The 15,297-nt window shown below is 47.4% G+C and carries 14 protein-coding genes; 10 read left to right on the forward strand and 4 right to left on the reverse strand.

Annotated features, from left to right (window positions below):
* Positions 1-34 precede the first annotated feature (34 nt).
* The 3 genes from GWK48_RS10685 to treH1 all read left to right on the forward strand — a co-directional run bounded on the left by GWK48_RS10685 (position 35) and on the right by treH1 (position 4,922).
* Positions 35-871, forward strand: coding sequence for an undecaprenyl-diphosphate phosphatase (locus tag GWK48_RS10685; RefSeq protein WP_174632148.1), 837 nt, complete (start codon positions 35-37; stop codon positions 869-871).
* 393 nt (positions 872-1,264) lie between these two features.
* Positions 1,265-2,200 (forward strand): zinc metalloprotease HtpX, encoded by a 936-nt coding sequence (locus tag GWK48_RS10690; RefSeq protein ID WP_174632150.1) that lies wholly within the window; start codon positions 1,265-1,267, stop codon positions 2,198-2,200.
* A gap of 970 nt (positions 2,201-3,170) precedes the next feature.
* A complete protein-coding gene (gene treH1 / locus GWK48_RS10695) occupies positions 3,171-4,922 on the forward strand; it encodes an alpha,alpha-trehalase TreH1 (protein ID WP_246263816.1) in 1,752 nt (583 codons plus the stop codon).
* A 373-nt stretch (positions 4,923-5,295) separates the two neighbouring features.
* Here the strand turns inward: treH1 and GWK48_RS10700 are convergent, their stop codons facing one another.
* Both GWK48_RS10700 and GWK48_RS10705 read right to left on the reverse strand, forming a co-directional pair.
* The gene (locus GWK48_RS10700; protein WP_174632152.1) at positions 5,296-5,835 is read right to left on the reverse strand and encodes a class I SAM-dependent methyltransferase; all 540 of its coding nucleotides are present in this window, start codon (positions 5,833-5,835) and stop codon (positions 5,296-5,298) included.
* A 183-nt stretch (positions 5,836-6,018) separates the two neighbouring features.
* Complete coding sequence (locus GWK48_RS10705; RefSeq protein ID WP_174632153.1) at positions 6,019-7,197, reverse strand: AAA family ATPase; 1,179 nt, start codon at positions 7,195-7,197, stop codon at positions 6,019-6,021.
* Positions 7,198-7,522: 325 nt separating this feature from the next.
* On the opposite strand from GWK48_RS10705, the gene GWK48_RS11705 reads away from it, so the two are divergent.
* The 4 genes from GWK48_RS11705 (at position 7,523) to GWK48_RS10725 (ending at position 9,866) form a co-directional block, all read left to right on the forward strand.
* Entirely contained in the window at positions 7,523-8,140 is a 618-nt protein-coding gene (locus GWK48_RS11705; protein ID WP_174632155.1) for a DUF973 family protein, read from the forward strand.
* A 34-nt stretch (positions 8,141-8,174) separates the two neighbouring features.
* A complete protein-coding gene (locus GWK48_RS11710; protein WP_281360022.1) occupies positions 8,175-8,366 on the forward strand; it encodes a DUF973 family protein in 192 nt (63 codons plus the stop codon).
* Between the two features lie 78 nt (positions 8,367-8,444).
* Positions 8,445-9,242, forward strand: coding sequence for a DUF973 family protein (locus GWK48_RS10720; RefSeq protein ID WP_174632157.1), 798 nt, complete (start codon positions 8,445-8,447; stop codon positions 9,240-9,242).
* Between the two features lie 156 nt (positions 9,243-9,398).
* Complete coding sequence (locus tag GWK48_RS10725; RefSeq protein WP_174632159.1) at positions 9,399-9,866, forward strand: CcdC protein domain-containing protein; 468 nt, start codon at positions 9,399-9,401, stop codon at positions 9,864-9,866.
* Between the two features lie 71 nt (positions 9,867-9,937).
* Here the strand turns inward: GWK48_RS10725 and GWK48_RS10730 are convergent, their stop codons facing one another.
* Positions 9,938-10,936 (reverse strand): alpha-ketoacid dehydrogenase subunit beta, encoded by a 999-nt coding sequence (locus tag GWK48_RS10730; protein WP_217451755.1) that lies wholly within the window; start codon positions 10,934-10,936, stop codon positions 9,938-9,940.
* Positions 10,933-11,970, reverse strand: coding sequence for a thiamine pyrophosphate-dependent dehydrogenase E1 component subunit alpha (locus GWK48_RS10735; RefSeq protein WP_174632161.1), 1,038 nt, complete (start codon positions 11,968-11,970; stop codon positions 10,933-10,935). Before GWK48_RS10735 ends, GWK48_RS10730 begins: the two co-directional genes overlap by 4 nt.
* Positions 11,971-13,197: 1,227 nt before the next feature.
* Between GWK48_RS10735 and GWK48_RS10740 the strand changes: the two genes are divergently transcribed.
* The 3 genes from GWK48_RS10740 (at position 13,198) to GWK48_RS10750 (ending at position 15,175) form a co-directional block, all read left to right on the forward strand.
* Positions 13,198-13,461 carry an AbrB/MazE/SpoVT family DNA-binding domain-containing protein gene (locus GWK48_RS10740; protein ID WP_246263817.1) on the forward strand — a complete coding sequence of 88 codons (264 nt, stop codon included), beginning with the start codon at positions 13,198-13,200 and terminating at the stop codon, positions 13,459-13,461.
* Positions 13,451-13,837 carry a type II toxin-antitoxin system VapC family toxin gene (locus tag GWK48_RS10745; protein WP_174632163.1) on the forward strand — a complete coding sequence of 129 codons (387 nt, stop codon included), beginning with the start codon at positions 13,451-13,453 and terminating at the stop codon, positions 13,835-13,837. The genes GWK48_RS10740 and GWK48_RS10745 overlap by 11 nt, the downstream gene beginning before the upstream one ends.
* A 270-nt stretch (positions 13,838-14,107) precedes the next feature.
* Entirely contained in the window at positions 14,108-15,175 is a 1,068-nt protein-coding gene (locus GWK48_RS10750; protein WP_174632165.1) for a HoxN/HupN/NixA family nickel/cobalt transporter, read from the forward strand.
* Positions 15,176-15,297: the final 122 nt, after the last annotated feature.

Consider the following 15,297-nt stretch of genomic DNA (forward strand, 5'->3'; position numbering starts at 1 on the left):
GTTAAAGTTTTTTCCTCCTGACCTAACTAAGCCCATGGATTTCATAGAGTTGGCAATAGTCCTAGGTATAGTCCAGGGAGTTAGTGAGTGGCTACCCATCAGTAGCAAGACCCAAATCCTCCTAATCTCCAGCCTATTGCTGGGCCTCTCTTTCTCTACGGCCTATGCCTTCGGCCTCTTTATGGAGATTGGGACTCTGATAGCTGCTATCCTCTACTTTAGGAGGGAGTTAATGAAAGTGTTAAAGGCTCTCGTTGGGAGAGGGGACGAGGAGAGCTTGGTGCTACTCAAGTACCTCTTGATAGTCACCGTTGTGACAGGAGTCGTAGGGGTACCGCTCTATCTCCTAGTGGAAACGTCAGTCTCAGGAGACGTTGTTGGACTTCCCATGACGGTGCTCGGTTTGGTCCTGCTGACCGATGGAGTCTTGATCCACGTGTCTAGGAGGAAGTACACCCCAAGGAAGAGCCTGAAAGAGATTTCAATGAAAGAGGCAGTAGTCGTAGGCTTAGCCCAGGGACTAGCTGCCCTCCCAGGGGTAAGTAGGTCCGGTATGACGACCTCAGCCCTTATCCTCCTAGGTGTAAGGCCGGAGGAGTCCTTCAGGCTCTCTTTCATATCCTTAATACCTGCAGCCTTGGGGGCTATTGGGGTCACAGTACTCTTCAGTAAGCATGAGGTAGTAAGTAGCTTGAGCTACCTTAGCCCAGATGGGTTAGCCATATCCATGATCGTAGCAACCGTAGTGAGCTTAGCTTTCATCAACGTCCTCCTTAGGTTCGCTAAGTCCAACAAGGTCCTTCTCCTCGTGTTTACCATGGGAGTACTTGCCTTGATCAGTGGGATCACGAGTATGGTTTTAGGTTTTTGAAGCTCTAACTCTTGTCTAACGTGGGAATTGCAGGGCTTGGGTTTCATGGTGTTAACGTCTGATATCGATCCCTAATCCCTGGTCTTCACAGAAGACAAGGAGGACTCTTAATAACGACCGTTAGCTTGAGAATAATGGGTAAGAGTTCTCACACCCCCGGTCTGAGCTTGTCCCTCTCAGGACATACCCACATTGAGGAAGGTCTCTTTCTGGTGTTATCATAGATCACGGTGCATAAGATCATATAAACTCGATGATATGACTGAAACTGGTGGATACTGGGAAACCCCATCCGTCAAGTTAACGAGGTGACTTAAGCCTTCGCCCAATGATAGGTTGGATAGTTCTCCAGGACTTTCAACTCTTATTAACTAATTTCTCCTAGTGATGTCAATGGACCCTAAAAGTAAACTCCTACTGAGCATGGTAATCTCTACTCTCCTCGTAGTGTTGTCGGAGGGACTGATCCTACTGGTCATAGCGTCGATATTGAAAGTCCCCGTCCTCTTCATGATACCTGCGTTGCTAGTCTTCTGGCTCATACAGTACCTGATCTCCCCATACTTAGTTGGGAGAAACTCCTTGGAGGTTAGCCCCGGTGGCCAGTACGGTTGGCTCTACAACTTAGTGGCGGAAATAGCCTTGAGGTCAGGGGTTAAGCCCCCGAGGGTGTTCCTAGTCGACTCCCCTTATCCTAACGCCTTCGCCTTTGGTAACTCCCTGACCGGAAGAAGGGTCGGGATTACCGTCCCTCTCCTGGAAATACTCAACAGGGAGGAGCTGGTTGCGGTGATTGCCCACGAGATAGGTCACATAAAGCACAAGGACGTGGAAATAGGGATGACATTGGGTTTAATCCCGACTGCCCTAGGGTACATTAGTACGCTCCTGCTCAACTTGGGCTTCTTCACAATATTGCTAGCAGCTGATGAGGTGGAGTTCTTAGCTGCTCTACTACTCATGGCCCTTGGAACAGTGCTCTTTATCGTTACGTTTACCCTCCAGATCTTCGTCCTATGGTTCAACAGGCTTAGGGAGTCCTACGCGGACTATCACTCTTTCTCCCTACTCGGTGAGGGTTCTGAGGCCCTACTTACAGCCTTGGCGAAGATTGAAATCTATATGCAGAAGGTGAGGCTAGACCCCTTTACGGGGATAATAGTGACTGCAGCACCAGTGAAGGTGGAGGAGGAGGACCCTTACCTCCTTGTCAAGGAGTGGTTGAGGAAAAAGGTCAGCGTTTTCACTGACATACTCTCCACGCACCCTCACCCAGCCAGGAGGGCTCAGATGATTGAGACCCTGCTGGAGGGAGGTGACCGAGGTTAGGAGACTCGATACGTGGATGAGAGGATAATGTGCTTTAAAAGCTCACCTTGAGCTATGCTTATCCACTTTCCACGTTGGAAGATCACTTGATAAAAGAACGGCAGGCTTTGCCCTTTGTGGTGGGTAGCTATCTGACTTCCTCCCCGCCCTAAAGGGCGAGGCTTGTCCTTCATTTGTCAAGTCCTCCATAACAGTGACCTAAACTCGTTTACTTTGCCAAGGCATCCTCAGGAAAAGAGAAAGGTAAAAGTTGTGACCTAGACCGAAATTACATCGAAATAAAAAGCAGCTCCAACTTGGCATAGGATTAGGGAACGAATCCCCGCGAAACAACGTTAATGTACTCTATTCCATCGTGAGGACCCAGGGACTTTATCTGCACCCTATCATACACCTCCTTCGTTGAGGAGGTTCCATTAAATTAAGTGTTGCCTACTCACTAACCTGGAACACATGTTTAGGGTAATATAAAAAGGGAAGAAAACCCTAACTTCATGGCTGAGAGATGGCAGAGGTCTATTGTCTAGTGCTTTGAAAGTCAAAAGAGTCAGTAGCTGAGGGTTATTACAAAGGAGACCGAAAGTTCTGACTTGTTTTAACTCCCCAGTTAAATCCCAAACAATACCTCAGCGTCTTGTTACGTGTCATCCTGGACCTTCTAAATCCGATGAAACTCACCTACTTGGAAACCGGTACTTCCCGAAAACACGTTCCCCACAAGGTTTGACCACTTAGGAAACTATATCGTGGACTTCTCCACATAGGAATTCGTTATCACACCTATCTAAGCGTATGGGAATTAGGAGTCTCAACCGTTTACTTGGTTTTACCCTCACATCATCTCCTAAGACAAGGTTTACCGCAAACTAATTGATGCTATCACGATTTAGACCTAAGCGTGACCCTCCTTTAGGACTGGGAGGAGGTCGGATTACAAAAATTTCATTATTTCCGCCTTTCTTCTATACCCATGCAGACCACCAGAATGCTTTGTCTCAACAACGAGTTCACTGGTGCCCTCATTCACGGCACCGAGATCGTGTGGTTACCCTTTCCCAGATACGATTCCTCCCCGGTTTTCGCTAAACTCTTGGACGAAGAGAGGGGAGGTTCCTTCTTAGTCGAGGGAGAGGTTGAGTCTCAGAGTTACCTTGTACCTAACGTAGTTGAGACCAAGTTAAAGGGGGGAGGTGAGGTCGTGGACCTACTCCTCAGGGGCGAGCACGCGTTAGTAAGGAAGATCAGGGCACCCAATCCCTTGAAGATGAAGGTCAACGTGACCTTCAATTACGGGAGGGACAAAGCCAAGGTTCAGAGGCTCGCCAAGGGCATTTACAAGTTCTCCAACCCTGAAAACTCAGAGTTCCTAGAACTCCACATTCTCTTCCCGGAGATGGACGAGGAAACGTGGACTGTCAGTGGGGAAGGTTACGTTTTCCTGGGGCACTTCAGTGACGATAGGTTCGGGATATACGGGAAGGACGTTAAGTTCGACCTGTCTAGAGGTTTCGAGAGGACGATCTACTACTGGAGGAGCCAGCTAAAGAGAGGTAAGTCCAGAGGGAAGGTAGCCAAGTTGGAGCTCTCTGGCCTCTCTGGGGAGGAGTTACTTAACGCCTATGACACCTCAGTGGGCGTACTCCTGGGCTTACTCTACAATCCTACCGGGGCAATTGTTGCAGCCCCCACGACTTCTCTCCCAGAAATCGAGGGCGGGTCTAGGAACTGGGACTACAGGTTCGCGTGGGTCAGGGACTCAGCGATTGTGGCTGATGCCCTGATCTCCGCTGGATACCTCACGGAGGCAAGGAGGATACTTGACTTCTTTTCGAGGATGGTGTCCTTCACCACTAAGCCCTTCCTCTACCCTCTCTACGCAGTAGACGGGTCCGTCCCTCCCAAGGAGGTTGAGATACCTTGGCTCTCAGGATATTTAAACTCTAGACCGGTGAGGGTAGGGAACGCAGCTGCAGCTCAGCTCCAACTAGACCTCGAGGGGTTCTTCATGGACGCCCTCCACAAGTATTTCGTCGCTACGGGGGACACGAATTACGTGAGGGGCCATCTAGATGTGATAGAGTACATAGCCGACTGGGTCTCAGAGAACTGGAAGCTCGAAGACGTGGGTATATGGGAGGAGAGGGGTGTGAGGGCCCACTACACACACTCCAAGGTGATGATGTGGGTTGCACTTGACAGGGCAGGCAAGATCATGAAGTCCTTGGACAGGGAGAACCGGTGGAGGGACTCCAGGAACGAGTTAAGGGAGTGGATAAACGAGAACCTGGTCAAGGAGAGGTTCCTGAAGAAGCCTGGGAGCGAGGAGGTCGACGCGGCCCTCCTCACCTTACCCCTTTACGACTTCGTGGAGGTTACGGACCAGAGGTTCCTTAACACCCTATCGGAGGTGGAGAGGAGGTTGGTGGTGAAGGGTCAGGTAAAGAGGTACGAGAGGGACTTCCTCGGGGAGGCTAAGTACCCCTTCACTCTGGCTTCCCTATGGCTAGCTAGAGTCTACCTTAGACTAGGAAGGATGGAGGAGTCCGCCAAGATAGTCTCCGGAATCCTGGAGGCCACCGGGGGCACTTACCTAGTCGGGGAGCACATCGACCCAGACAGGAAACAGTTCACCGGTAACTTTCCCCAAGCCTTCGCGCAGGCGAACTTGATATTGACGTTGAGGGAAATGGCGAACGCCACGGTAGGGGATGCGGAGGAGTAGGAAACCTAGGGGTGTCTATGGACGTGGGTTCCAGCTCATGGATATCCACGTCCTAGACTACGTCACATTATCCCTTCGTGTCTAGGAGTTGTTCGGGAGAACTTTGACGAGTCTGGGTGAACGCTTCCTCGGTCTAGGTTTCGCTCTCCTGTGTTTGCAGTCTTGATTTTTTTATAAAGTTCATACAATTTAGTACCAAGCTGACCTCCTTCCCGCCCTGAAGGGCGAGGCTTGTCCTTCATTTGTCAAGATCACTGAAAAGGGCCCTAACCCCGGTGGTCTGCTTGAACAAGGTACTCTAACAGGGGGAGTGACTTCCTAGAACTCTACACAGCCCTCCCATGGGGGGTCAGACATCACGTTGAAGGTAATCTCATTTCTCCAAAACCGCCCAGAACTCCATGAACGACTCCCCGGACCTCAAGACCTTAAACCTGGAAATCAACCTTTTCCATTCCTCCCCGTTCACGTCTCTCGGGTCCTTTCCCCTACCTCTCCTGGAACTCACGTAGGCCTTTCCTCCCCTCTTCATCACCCTGTAGGTCTCATTCATAGCCCCCTCATGGTCTACAACGCAACAGAGCACTAGGTTGGAAAAGACGAAGTCGACGCTCTCGTCCTTCAGGAAAGGGAGGTTACTTGCGGAAGCCACGATGGGTATCACGTTTTGAAATGACTTAGCCTTCAACCTTTGCACTGCCCGGGGGTCAGGGTCTACAGCCCAGACAGTCCCCCGCTCCACTAGGGAGGACAGTACGCCCGTGAAGAACCCTGGTCCAGAGCCTAGATCCAACACGGTCATACCAGGGCTTAACAAGTCCTTAAACCTGGCTACTACCCTAGTGGGTGGAGTAATTACTTTCCTCAAGGGGTTGTCCAGGAAAAACGGTGGGATAAACCTGTCGTTCTTCATGGGTTTTAAGTCTCCTGCTCTGAATTAAGCTTGATCCAAAGACTTTTTGTCCCTTCCCCTGATAAAGGGGACAGCAAAGTTATAGGGGAGAGGAGGTCATAACTAGCTGAACTACCCCTTCAACGTACCCCTAGAGGTTGAGGTCTTTCTGTCCTAAAGTTTTGATCTATATCATTCTCTACACTAGTCCATTTCCTTTTTAACAAGTTCTTCAGCAATTTTTAATAAATCTTCAGGCCCTAGACTCAGATCTCCGTAGTCTTCAGGCCTCTCCTTAAGGCTTATCAACCCCGCTTTTTCAGCTACCTTTGCCATCCTCTTTACAGCCTCTTTAGCCTCACTCCTTGAAAACTCGCCCATCTTTACCTCAAAAGCCCATATAGGCTTCCTCTTCTTAACTAGGATAACGTCGATGTCCTCCTTTTCGGAATAGTACTGAACGCTACCAAAGTAATTCGCCAGCATTTCACCTACGCTGAACTGAACTTCCCTCCCTATTGGTAATTCCCTTACGTTTGCCTCCCTTTCACTTACTAAGTACTTGCTCTCTGCGTATAAGATAAGGGACAGGACTGGAGATCTAATCCCGTAGTGGTAACCCCTTGATATAAGGGGGACCTTCCTCACCAAGCCCATCTTATACAGCTTATTTACCATTGAAGAGATCGTAGCCTCGCCTCCCTGGGGCTGAACAATCCCGCTGATCTCAGAGGTCTTCCATATCCCTTCCCCTAAGAGCAACAGGATCCTGTAGTAGATATCCGTGAGATACCTCTCCTCCTCCTTGAAGACTTCTCCTATGAGACCCTTAGCTACCAGCGACAACTCCTTAATCTTATCCAAAATCTCGCCGTAAGAGTTCTCGAACCTTATTATCCACGGGTCCCTATAAATTACTGACAGTACTGGGTCACTCACTTGATATAGGACGTCCTCGTAAGAGATTATGTTTACCTCGAAGGGGAGAAAGTAACCTAGTAGGGGGCTGTTCCTATCGAAGACCTTGTTTACTATACCGTAACTTGAACCGAGGGCTAAGAGCGTTCCACCGCTCCTCGACCAGTTGGATATTACAGAATAATAGCTCTCCGGGAGCCTTTGAAACTCGTCGATTACTGCAATCCCACCCTTCTTCAAAACCCTCTTAGTCTCTTCAAGGGCTTCGTTAACACCTACGAACTTGTCATCTAGCGTGACTGCGCTACTCTGGTCTGCGATCAAGAAATACGACTCAATCTTGTCCTTTAACGTGTTTATTACCAACGTGGTTTTGCCCGTCTTCCTCCTACCGTAGACCAATACCCAACCTCTCAAGCTCTTCTCTAACTTCTTCTCTTCCCGTCTCTTAATATATAGTCTCATAGGACTAGTCCTATAAGACTATATACTACAAAACTATAAGACTGTCGTTGGACTTGACGTTGGACTCGAGTGAATTGACTGATCTAGTGTAGGGACAAAGGATTAATACTCTCCTAAGGTATAGTCGTTTTACCTCCCACGCTAAGGGTCTTGTTACTGTCGCGTAAGCTTAGCTCACGTTTTTCTTGACGAGGGCAAACCTACAAAGGACCTGCTGGATAGGTAGACAGACTCGATCTGACTCCTTCCATACTAGGTTTCCCTTACTTTGTAAAAACTCCCGGTTTTTGAAAAAGTTTTTAAAGTACTAAGTGATAGAGATATTATGGCATACCCGCAGGAATTTGAGGCGTTTAGGTTGCTTAGGAACGGTATTGTTTTCGCGATCCTAGCCTATCCCCTAGCAGGGATTAGTATTATCAACATTTTTGTCCCTTTTCAATTTTCAATTTTCTATGGAATAATCATTACTGTACTGGGAGCCATATTATCTATCTTGGCTTTGATCAGAATGTACAGAGGTTTCTCCCTCCTTCAACCCTACGTGAATAACATGAACCTTGGGAAGATCGGGGTGATTTTGGCGGTAATACCGATACTCAACTTCGTAGGTACCATTCTAATTGGGGTATCTCTGTACCTTATAGGGGAAAAGTACAACAACGGTACCCTAAAGATTGGGGGCATCATGGCCGCAATACCGTTCGTTCTAATCATGTCGGAGGGGCTAATTATATCATCGATGGGTGGGCCAGTTTCTACATTATCTTTCTTCGGGCTAATTACATTGTCTTATTTAGAGATTGGTGGCATCATGGCCGAAATAGCGTTCAGTCTCACGTTGATAGGGCTAATTATATCTTACTTGGGTCTAGGTTCAATAAACCCGTCCCTATCCCAGACGCCACAACCTCAAAACCCAACCTCAAAACCCCACGTCTAACGTTAACCCCACCTACCTACCCTCAAGGATAAGGATAGACACTGCCACTCTCGAGGGGACTAACAACTACTCGGTGAACATTACCCCAGTCTACCTTCAGCCCGGAAACAACGTGATCACTGTGACGTTTGCTTTCCATGTCTCAGCGGGAGGGACTCAGAGGATAAGGCTAGTCCTCGAGAACGGTAGCACGGTCTACGTGTTGCTGACTTCCTCCCAGTCATAAATGCCGAGGTCTCCCTAACTTTGTAAAAACTCACGATATTTTGAAAAAGCTTTTAAAGTACAAGGAGATAGAGATATTATGGCATACTCGCAGGAATTTGAAGCGTTTAGATTGCTCAGGGGCGGAATTGTTTTCGAGATCGTAGCCGCTCTCCTAGCTGGGATTGGTATCATTAGCGTCTTTGTCCCCTCACTAGTTTCAATTTTCTTTGCGATAATTATTATTGTACTGGCGGTGATATTCGCCATCCTAGCGTTGATCAGAATGTACAGAGGTTTTTCTCTCCTTCAACCCTACGTAAATAACATGAACCTTGGGAAGATCGGCGTGATTTTGGCGGTAATACCGATACTCAACTTCGTAGGTACCATTCTAATTGGGGTATCTCTGTACCTTATAGGAGACAAGTACAACAACGGTACCCTAAAGATTGGGGGGATTCTGACCGCAATCCCGTTCGGTCTCATCACATTCATAGGGCTAATTATATCTTACGTGGGTTTGGGTTCAATAAACCCGTCCCTATCCCAGGCACCTCAACCTCAAAACCCAACCTCTAACGCTAACCCCACCTACCTACCACCGCAGCCGACCCAGGGGCAGGGACAACCTCAAGTATACCAAGTTGGACAGGGGACGATAAAGGGGAACATGGCGAACTTCACTCTCTACTCCTCCGCAAGGATAAGGATAGACACCGCCACTCTCGAGGGGACTAACAACTACTCAGTGAACATTACCCCAGTCTACCTTCAGCCCGGAAACAACGTGCTCACTGTGACGTTTGCTTTCCCTGTCTCAGCGGGAGGGACTCAGAGGATAAGGCTAGTCCTCGAGAACGGTAGCACGGTCTACGTGCTAGCGAACCCTTCCTAAGCTATACCTTTTTTAGTAATATATTGCAAAAGGACTGACTACATGCGCAGAACTTAGCTAGTAAAATTTCAAAGATCTTTTAAAATTTTTATACACATAAAAATTAGGTAAATTTAAATAGTATGAATAACATCCACGGTTAGCGGTAGTGAGAGTTTGGGATTCCAAGGGGGAGTCGTTTATCTAGGTGTAATTGGTGCCATAGTTGTACTGAGTTCGCTAAGGACTGTTTATGGGAGGAAGTACAGACCTACTCGGGTAGTCCTGAGACCTCTCCTTTACCTAGTGCTCGGTGCACTCGTCACTCTACAGGACCTAGAAGCCCTTCCCCTGGTATCCATAGGGTTTATAGCTGGGCTCGCCCTCGGCTTAAGATTAGGAGTCGGATCTACGTTATTCCTGAAGGAGGGAACTCTCTACTACAAGAGGTCTATCCTCATTTACGTCCTATGGTTGTCCCTGTTCTTAGTTAGGGTTGGGATCGAATCGTTGGAACCTAGTGGACTTAATCTCGTTGAGATTAGTATCCTAGACTCTAGCCTAATGTTCTCATCTGGACTCCTTATTGGCGAGTCTTTTCATTTAGTAAGAAAAGCCAGGGAATTCGGAAAGGGGAAACCCTAAGATCTAGGATGTAATACTACCCACGTTTTAAATGAAGGAGAAAGCCTCGCGGGGAGGTCTGATCCAAGAAATCACTTCACCAATTTCTTTGCCTCCTCGTAGATCCCCTCTACGCTGGGTATAGCTCTCCTCTCCAAAGGCTCTGAGAAGGGTATTGGGACGTCTGGCACAGCTAATCTGGCAATGGGAACCTTCAATTCCTTAAGCGCCTTGGCTTGTATCCTGAAGGCAAGCTCTCCCGTCATACCGTAGCTCATATAGTCCTCATCGACTATGAGAACCCTTCCAGTCTTCTTAGCTGACTTGACGATGGTCTCCTCGTCTAGGGGGACGAGGGTTCTCGGATCTATTACCTCCGCTGAGATCCCTTCCCTCTCCAAGAGTCTAGCTGCTTTCAAACTCCTGTGGACCATCAGGGCAGTAGAAACAATCGTAACGTCATCACCTTCCTTGACAACCCTAGCCTTCCCAAACTCTACCTCATAGGGCTCATCAGGGATCTCCTCCACTTGGCCCTCGAATGGTAGAAACGGAAGCCCAGTCAAGAGTTTATGTCCAAATACGATGACAGGGTTCGGATCCCTAAGGGCCTTGATTACCAGGCCCTTTGCATCGTACGCTGTTGAGGGAACCACTACCTTAAATCCGGGGAGGTGAGAGAACAACCCGTACAGCACCTCCGAATGTTGGGCTGCGTCACCGTACCCTCCACCTATGGCAGTTATGACTGTGACGGGCATTGCGAATTGACCCCCGCTCATATAGTGGTTCTTGGCCATGTGATTGAACATTTGGTCGAAACCTGCTCCCAGAAAATCCACGAACATCAAGGAAATAACCGGGTGAAGTCCGCTGGCAGCCGCTCCGACTCCAAGACCCATGAAAGTCTGCTCCGTAATTGGGGTGTCCAAAACCCTTTTCCTGCCGAACTTATCAAAGAGCCCCATGGTGAACCCGAAAACAGCGCCCCAATAGGTCACGTCCTCCCCGATGACCATTACCCTATCGTTCCTTTCCATCTCCTGCTCTATCCCTTGGGATATAGCCTGGGATATACCTCTGACTTTCACGCGAAGACACCCCTCAACGCTTCTTCTGGTTCCGGTAGAGGGCTCTCCATGGCGTAGTCTATAGCCTCCTTTACCTCCTTCTTCGCATCTAGCTCAACCCTGTTCATAGTATCGTCGTCTGCGAAGCCTAGCCTCAGCAGCCTGTTCCTCAATCTCCTCAAGGGATCTAGCTGTGACCAGAGCTCAACTTCCTCCTTTGTCCTGTACTCCTCACCGTCTCCCTCAAAGTGCCCAACGTACCTGTAAGTCAAGGCCTCAATGAGGGTGGGCCCTAGACCTTTCCTCGCCCTGTTAATGGCTTTTCTTGATGCCTCATAGACGTCTAATACGTCCATTCCGTCCACGAGGTAGGAAGGGACGTTAAAAGCCAGACCCTTCTGATAGTGGAAGGTCGTAGGCATCACGAGTGACTTCGGGGTCGAGTCAGCATACTTGTTATCTTCTATCACGATTATTAAGGGAAGCTCCCAGGCGCTAGCCAGGTTCAATGTCTCCGAGAACGTTCCGTGATTGGCTGCTCCTTCACCGGCGAAGGCAAATGCAACGTTATCTCTCCCCAGGTACTTGTTGGCGAAGGCGGCGCCTGCAGCTTGCGGGAATGAGGCCCCAACTATTCCACTGCACGCGAAGTTCTTAGATCTATCGAAGAGGTGCATGTGACCTCCCTTTCCTTTACAGAGCCCATTGGACTTCCCGAAAATTTCGGCTGCTAGCCTCTTGAGGTCAACCCCCTTAGCGATGGCATGGTGGTGTGGTCTGTGGGTACTTACCACTGTGTCCCCTTCCCTCACGTCGTGAAGGGAACCCACTGCGATCGCTTCCTGACCAATGGAGAGGTGCATCTCTCCCCTTATTAATCCTGTTGCCATATTGAAGGGATTTTTCCCCTCATGATAGACTTTCCTTAGACCTTCCTCAAAGAACCTTATTGTGGCCATTTTCTTGTAGATCTGGACTAGATCACCGGGTTTCAGACCTAGGTTTTCAATCTGGTAATTTAAATCCTTTAAAGAAGGTTCGGGTTTTATGATCATATTATATATAACTTTATGTAGTTTAAGAATTTTTTGGTTTATTTGAATGTTAGCATATATCAATTTTATTGTTATTTAAAAAATAAAACCAAACTATGATCTACTCATGATAAGGTGAGATATGACCTAGGGAGAAGGACAGGGCGAATTCACCATAATAATTAGACACGTCTTTCCGTCAAGCGGGTCACAATAGACGAAAGCCTATCTCTAGGGGAAAGCAGGTCAGATCCTCGACCCTTATCTAGATCAAGTGGTAATGGGTTACGTCCTTTTCTACTTTCCCTCAACCATGTAAGGAGATCATCAGGGGAATTCATAAAGCCAGTTATTAATCTCCGAAGGAGGGGTTTAGTCCTCACCCTCTGCCCAGTACCATTTTAGGGACGCTATAGAAGTGTATAAGAGCTTGTTTAAAGGCCCTAAGAGGTGTAAGAATCCTAGAGCCCGCATGGGTAGGACTGGGGTCACCCACACAGATACCTTTCGTACCCTGGGTTACCTACCGTGTTTAGGGCTGTTTAACCACGACTTGTACTTTGCGATAGCGACCCTATAGCAGTCTCGGGCGACTTTAGAAGGTAGATGGGACCTTCTCTGAGCCTCGTAAGAACCCTTGTTCTTAGGATAAGAAATAAGGTAATCAGTGGTCTTGAATCTCATGAATGTTCACCTTGGGACATAATAGCGTTGATAAACGGGGACGTATGGTGGGGTAACATTAGAATGATATTATAGTAACGTCACCTCGTCAAGCGGCAACCCTAGATAGACTTCTCTAAAGGATGATTGGCCCACAGTGATGCTAGGAGTCGAGGAGTCGTTCCCGATTATTATGGCCTGCTCCAAGCCCTTATGGACAAGGCCATCGTCCTACGGGTTACCCTTAGGAGAGGGCTTCCTCTCTACCTAGAGGGGCAAGACCACCAACCGGTGCTGGTCACATGCATCGTCTATGGTCCTCCTAGGGAGTCATGGCCCTAAAAAGACCAAACCTCCAGCTCCTTAAGGGCTATCTCTAGTCTCCAGTCGGATTATTAGGACGCTCCAGTTAGTCCTATCTCCTTGTTTGGGGGCGATCCCTGCGTTTGCCGTGAGACTGCGAAGACACAGTACCCACTGACCTCCTGCATAGTGTGACTTTCCTCACGTAGGAGGGACGGGTTCATATGCCCTTTTCACCTTCAGCGTAAGGGAGTTTTCTACCAAGGATAAAAAGAGTTTTATATGTGGGTAACAGAGTGGGTAAACATGGGAGAGGAGATAGTGACCATGGACGAGAGGGGGAGGATCACGATACCTAAGGAGATAAGGGACGCGATGAAGACGAAAAAGTTAAAGGTAAAGCTTGAGGGACAAAACATAGTCTTGGAACCCGTGATAGAGGACGTGGACAAATATTACGGCTTCTTCAGGAAAGATATAGGTGATATAGACGTGGACAAGGTCTTGCATGAGTCACTCTCTGAGTCGATGGGGTATGACCTCTAGGTACTTTGATGTTAACGTTTTCGTGTACTATTTGACTGGGGATAAGACCAATGGCCCTAAGGCTAGGCATTGGTTCCATGTGACCGAAGAGAAGTACACTTCTTCGATAACCCCTTTATTGGTGACTGTTGTGTTAAGTAAGGTACTGGGCAGACCCGTGAGAGACCACGCACTGGCCAAGGACGTAGTGGACGCTTTTAGCTCAGTCGGGGTAAGGTACTTGGACCTCCCTCCCTGGGACGAGATAACAGAGACCATGGGGAAGTATAGATTGGACTTGGAGGACTCAATACACGTTGCTACAGCCATTAAGAACAAGTTAGACCTAGTGAGCAACGATGAAGAACTGAAACGTAAAGTGAACGCGGTGTTCTAGTACTATCATTTGTTTATTTACCTGTTTTCCTCATTCGTTGATTTTCTTCGTTCATTTTATCTATCTGTTGATGTAAAATCTAAGCTTTCAAAGGTACAGGTCGACTATTACGTCCACGGAAAGGGGGTGGAGGACTAAGTCTTGAGCATCAGATATTTCAAGTTATGTTCAGTCCACTGAATTTATTTTCAGATAAAATTTCTGTACATATTTTCTGTACATATACAACGATAGATAGTTTTAAAGTCTGGATGGCCTATCCATATCTAGATGGGTAAGGTAGTTAAGCAGAGGGTAATGGCTGGACTACTTTTCTACGTTAGTGAATTTATAATAACTTCAATATTAATGGTATGGCTGTTCCAAGTATCTCAGGCCGTAGGGAACATAGAAGTCCATATAAAAGGTCTTTTAGCAAGTTTTTTGACATTAGGGATCTTAGCGTACCTCTTCGGTCTTAGGCACGCCGTAGACGCAGACCACCTAGCTGCAATAGATAATTCGACTAGGAAGCTTGTTCAGGAGGGTAAGTCATCACTATTCACTGGGTTATTTTTCTCATTAGGGCACTCTACTGTAGTAATCCTTCTTTCAGTAGCATTGATGCTTGCCACTCGTGCTATAGAGTCTAGTATCCCTCAACTCGAAAATGTAGGGTCTATTATAGGGACGTTAGTGAGTGGGTTCTTTTTATACATCATAGGTTTTCTCAATTTTATCGTATTAATTGAAATATACAAGTTGTTTAAGGAAGCAAAAGAAGGCAAAATGAACGAAGATAAGTTGAACGATACCTTATTGAAAAGAGGTTTTATGAATAGGTTTTTTAAAAATCTGTTTAAAATAGTAAACAGCCAGTACTACCTCTATCCTATAGGGTTCTTGTTTGGTCTAGGTTTCGATACTGCCTCTGAGACCGCCCTCTTAGCTATTAGTGCAGGGACTGCAGGTGCGTTCACCAGGATACCATTATGGACGCTGTTGGTCTTCCCCCTTCTCTTTACGGCTGGTATGACTCTTATAGACACTACTGATGGTCTCTTCATGAACGGAGCGTATAGATGGGCGTTCATGGGACACCCTATAAAGAAAGTCTGGTATAACCTGACAATGACTGTGATATCTGTTTTGGTCGCGTATGTGGTTGGCAGTCTAGAACTCCTGGGACTAGTGCAGTCAGAGTTTAACTTGAACGGAGGACTTTGGGACGCAATAGCGTTGATAAATGGGGGCGTATGGTGGGGGAACATTGGAATAATAATTATAGCAACATTTGCAATAGTATGGGTTTCATCTATAATTATTTATAAAACAAAAATTAGAAAGTATGAAATATAATATATAAGTGTTTTTATTTTTAATTCCATGTAATAGAGTTAAATATGTGCTTTATAAATGGGAAGAAAGCTGTGGTGGGCAGTTTCAGCGAGAGTGTTAAGTTTATACAACTCCATCTAATG

The sequence above is a fragment of the Metallosphaera tengchongensis genome, from assembly GCF_013343295.1.
In the GTDB taxonomy this organism is placed as follows: domain Archaea; phylum Thermoproteota; class Thermoprotei_A; order Sulfolobales; family Sulfolobaceae; genus Metallosphaera; species Metallosphaera tengchongensis.

Coding starts and splice junctions, on each gene's coding strand:
- GWK48_RS10685 (WP_174632148.1), top strand. CDS start 35: ATGGATTTCATAGAGTTGGCAATAGTCCTAGGTATAGTCCAGGGAGTT.
- GWK48_RS10690 (WP_174632150.1), top strand. CDS start 1,265: ATGGACCCTAAAAGTAAACTCCTACTGAGCATGGTAATCTCTACTCTC.
- treH1 (WP_246263816.1), top strand. CDS start 3,171: ATGCAGACCACCAGAATGCTTTGTCTCAACAACGAGTTCACTGGTGCC.
- GWK48_RS10700 (WP_174632152.1), bottom strand. CDS start 5,835: ATGAAGAACGACAGGTTTATCCCACCGTTTTTCCTGGACAACCCCTTG.
- GWK48_RS10705 (WP_174632153.1), bottom strand. CDS start 7,197: ATGAGACTATATATTAAGAGACGGGAAGAGAAGAAGTTAGAGAAGAGC.
- GWK48_RS11705 (WP_174632155.1), top strand. CDS start 7,523: ATGGCATACCCGCAGGAATTTGAGGCGTTTAGGTTGCTTAGGAACGGT.
- GWK48_RS10720 (WP_174632157.1), top strand. CDS start 8,445: ATGGCATACTCGCAGGAATTTGAAGCGTTTAGATTGCTCAGGGGCGGA.
- GWK48_RS10735 (WP_174632161.1), bottom strand. CDS start 11,970: ATGATCATAAAACCCGAACCTTCTTTAAAGGATTTAAATTACCAGATT.
- GWK48_RS10740 (WP_246263817.1), top strand. CDS start 13,198: ATGTGGGTAACAGAGTGGGTAAACATGGGAGAGGAGATAGTGACCATG.
- GWK48_RS10745 (WP_174632163.1), top strand. CDS start 13,451: ATGACCTCTAGGTACTTTGATGTTAACGTTTTCGTGTACTATTTGACT.
- GWK48_RS10750 (WP_174632165.1), top strand. CDS start 14,108: ATGGGTAAGGTAGTTAAGCAGAGGGTAATGGCTGGACTACTTTTCTAC.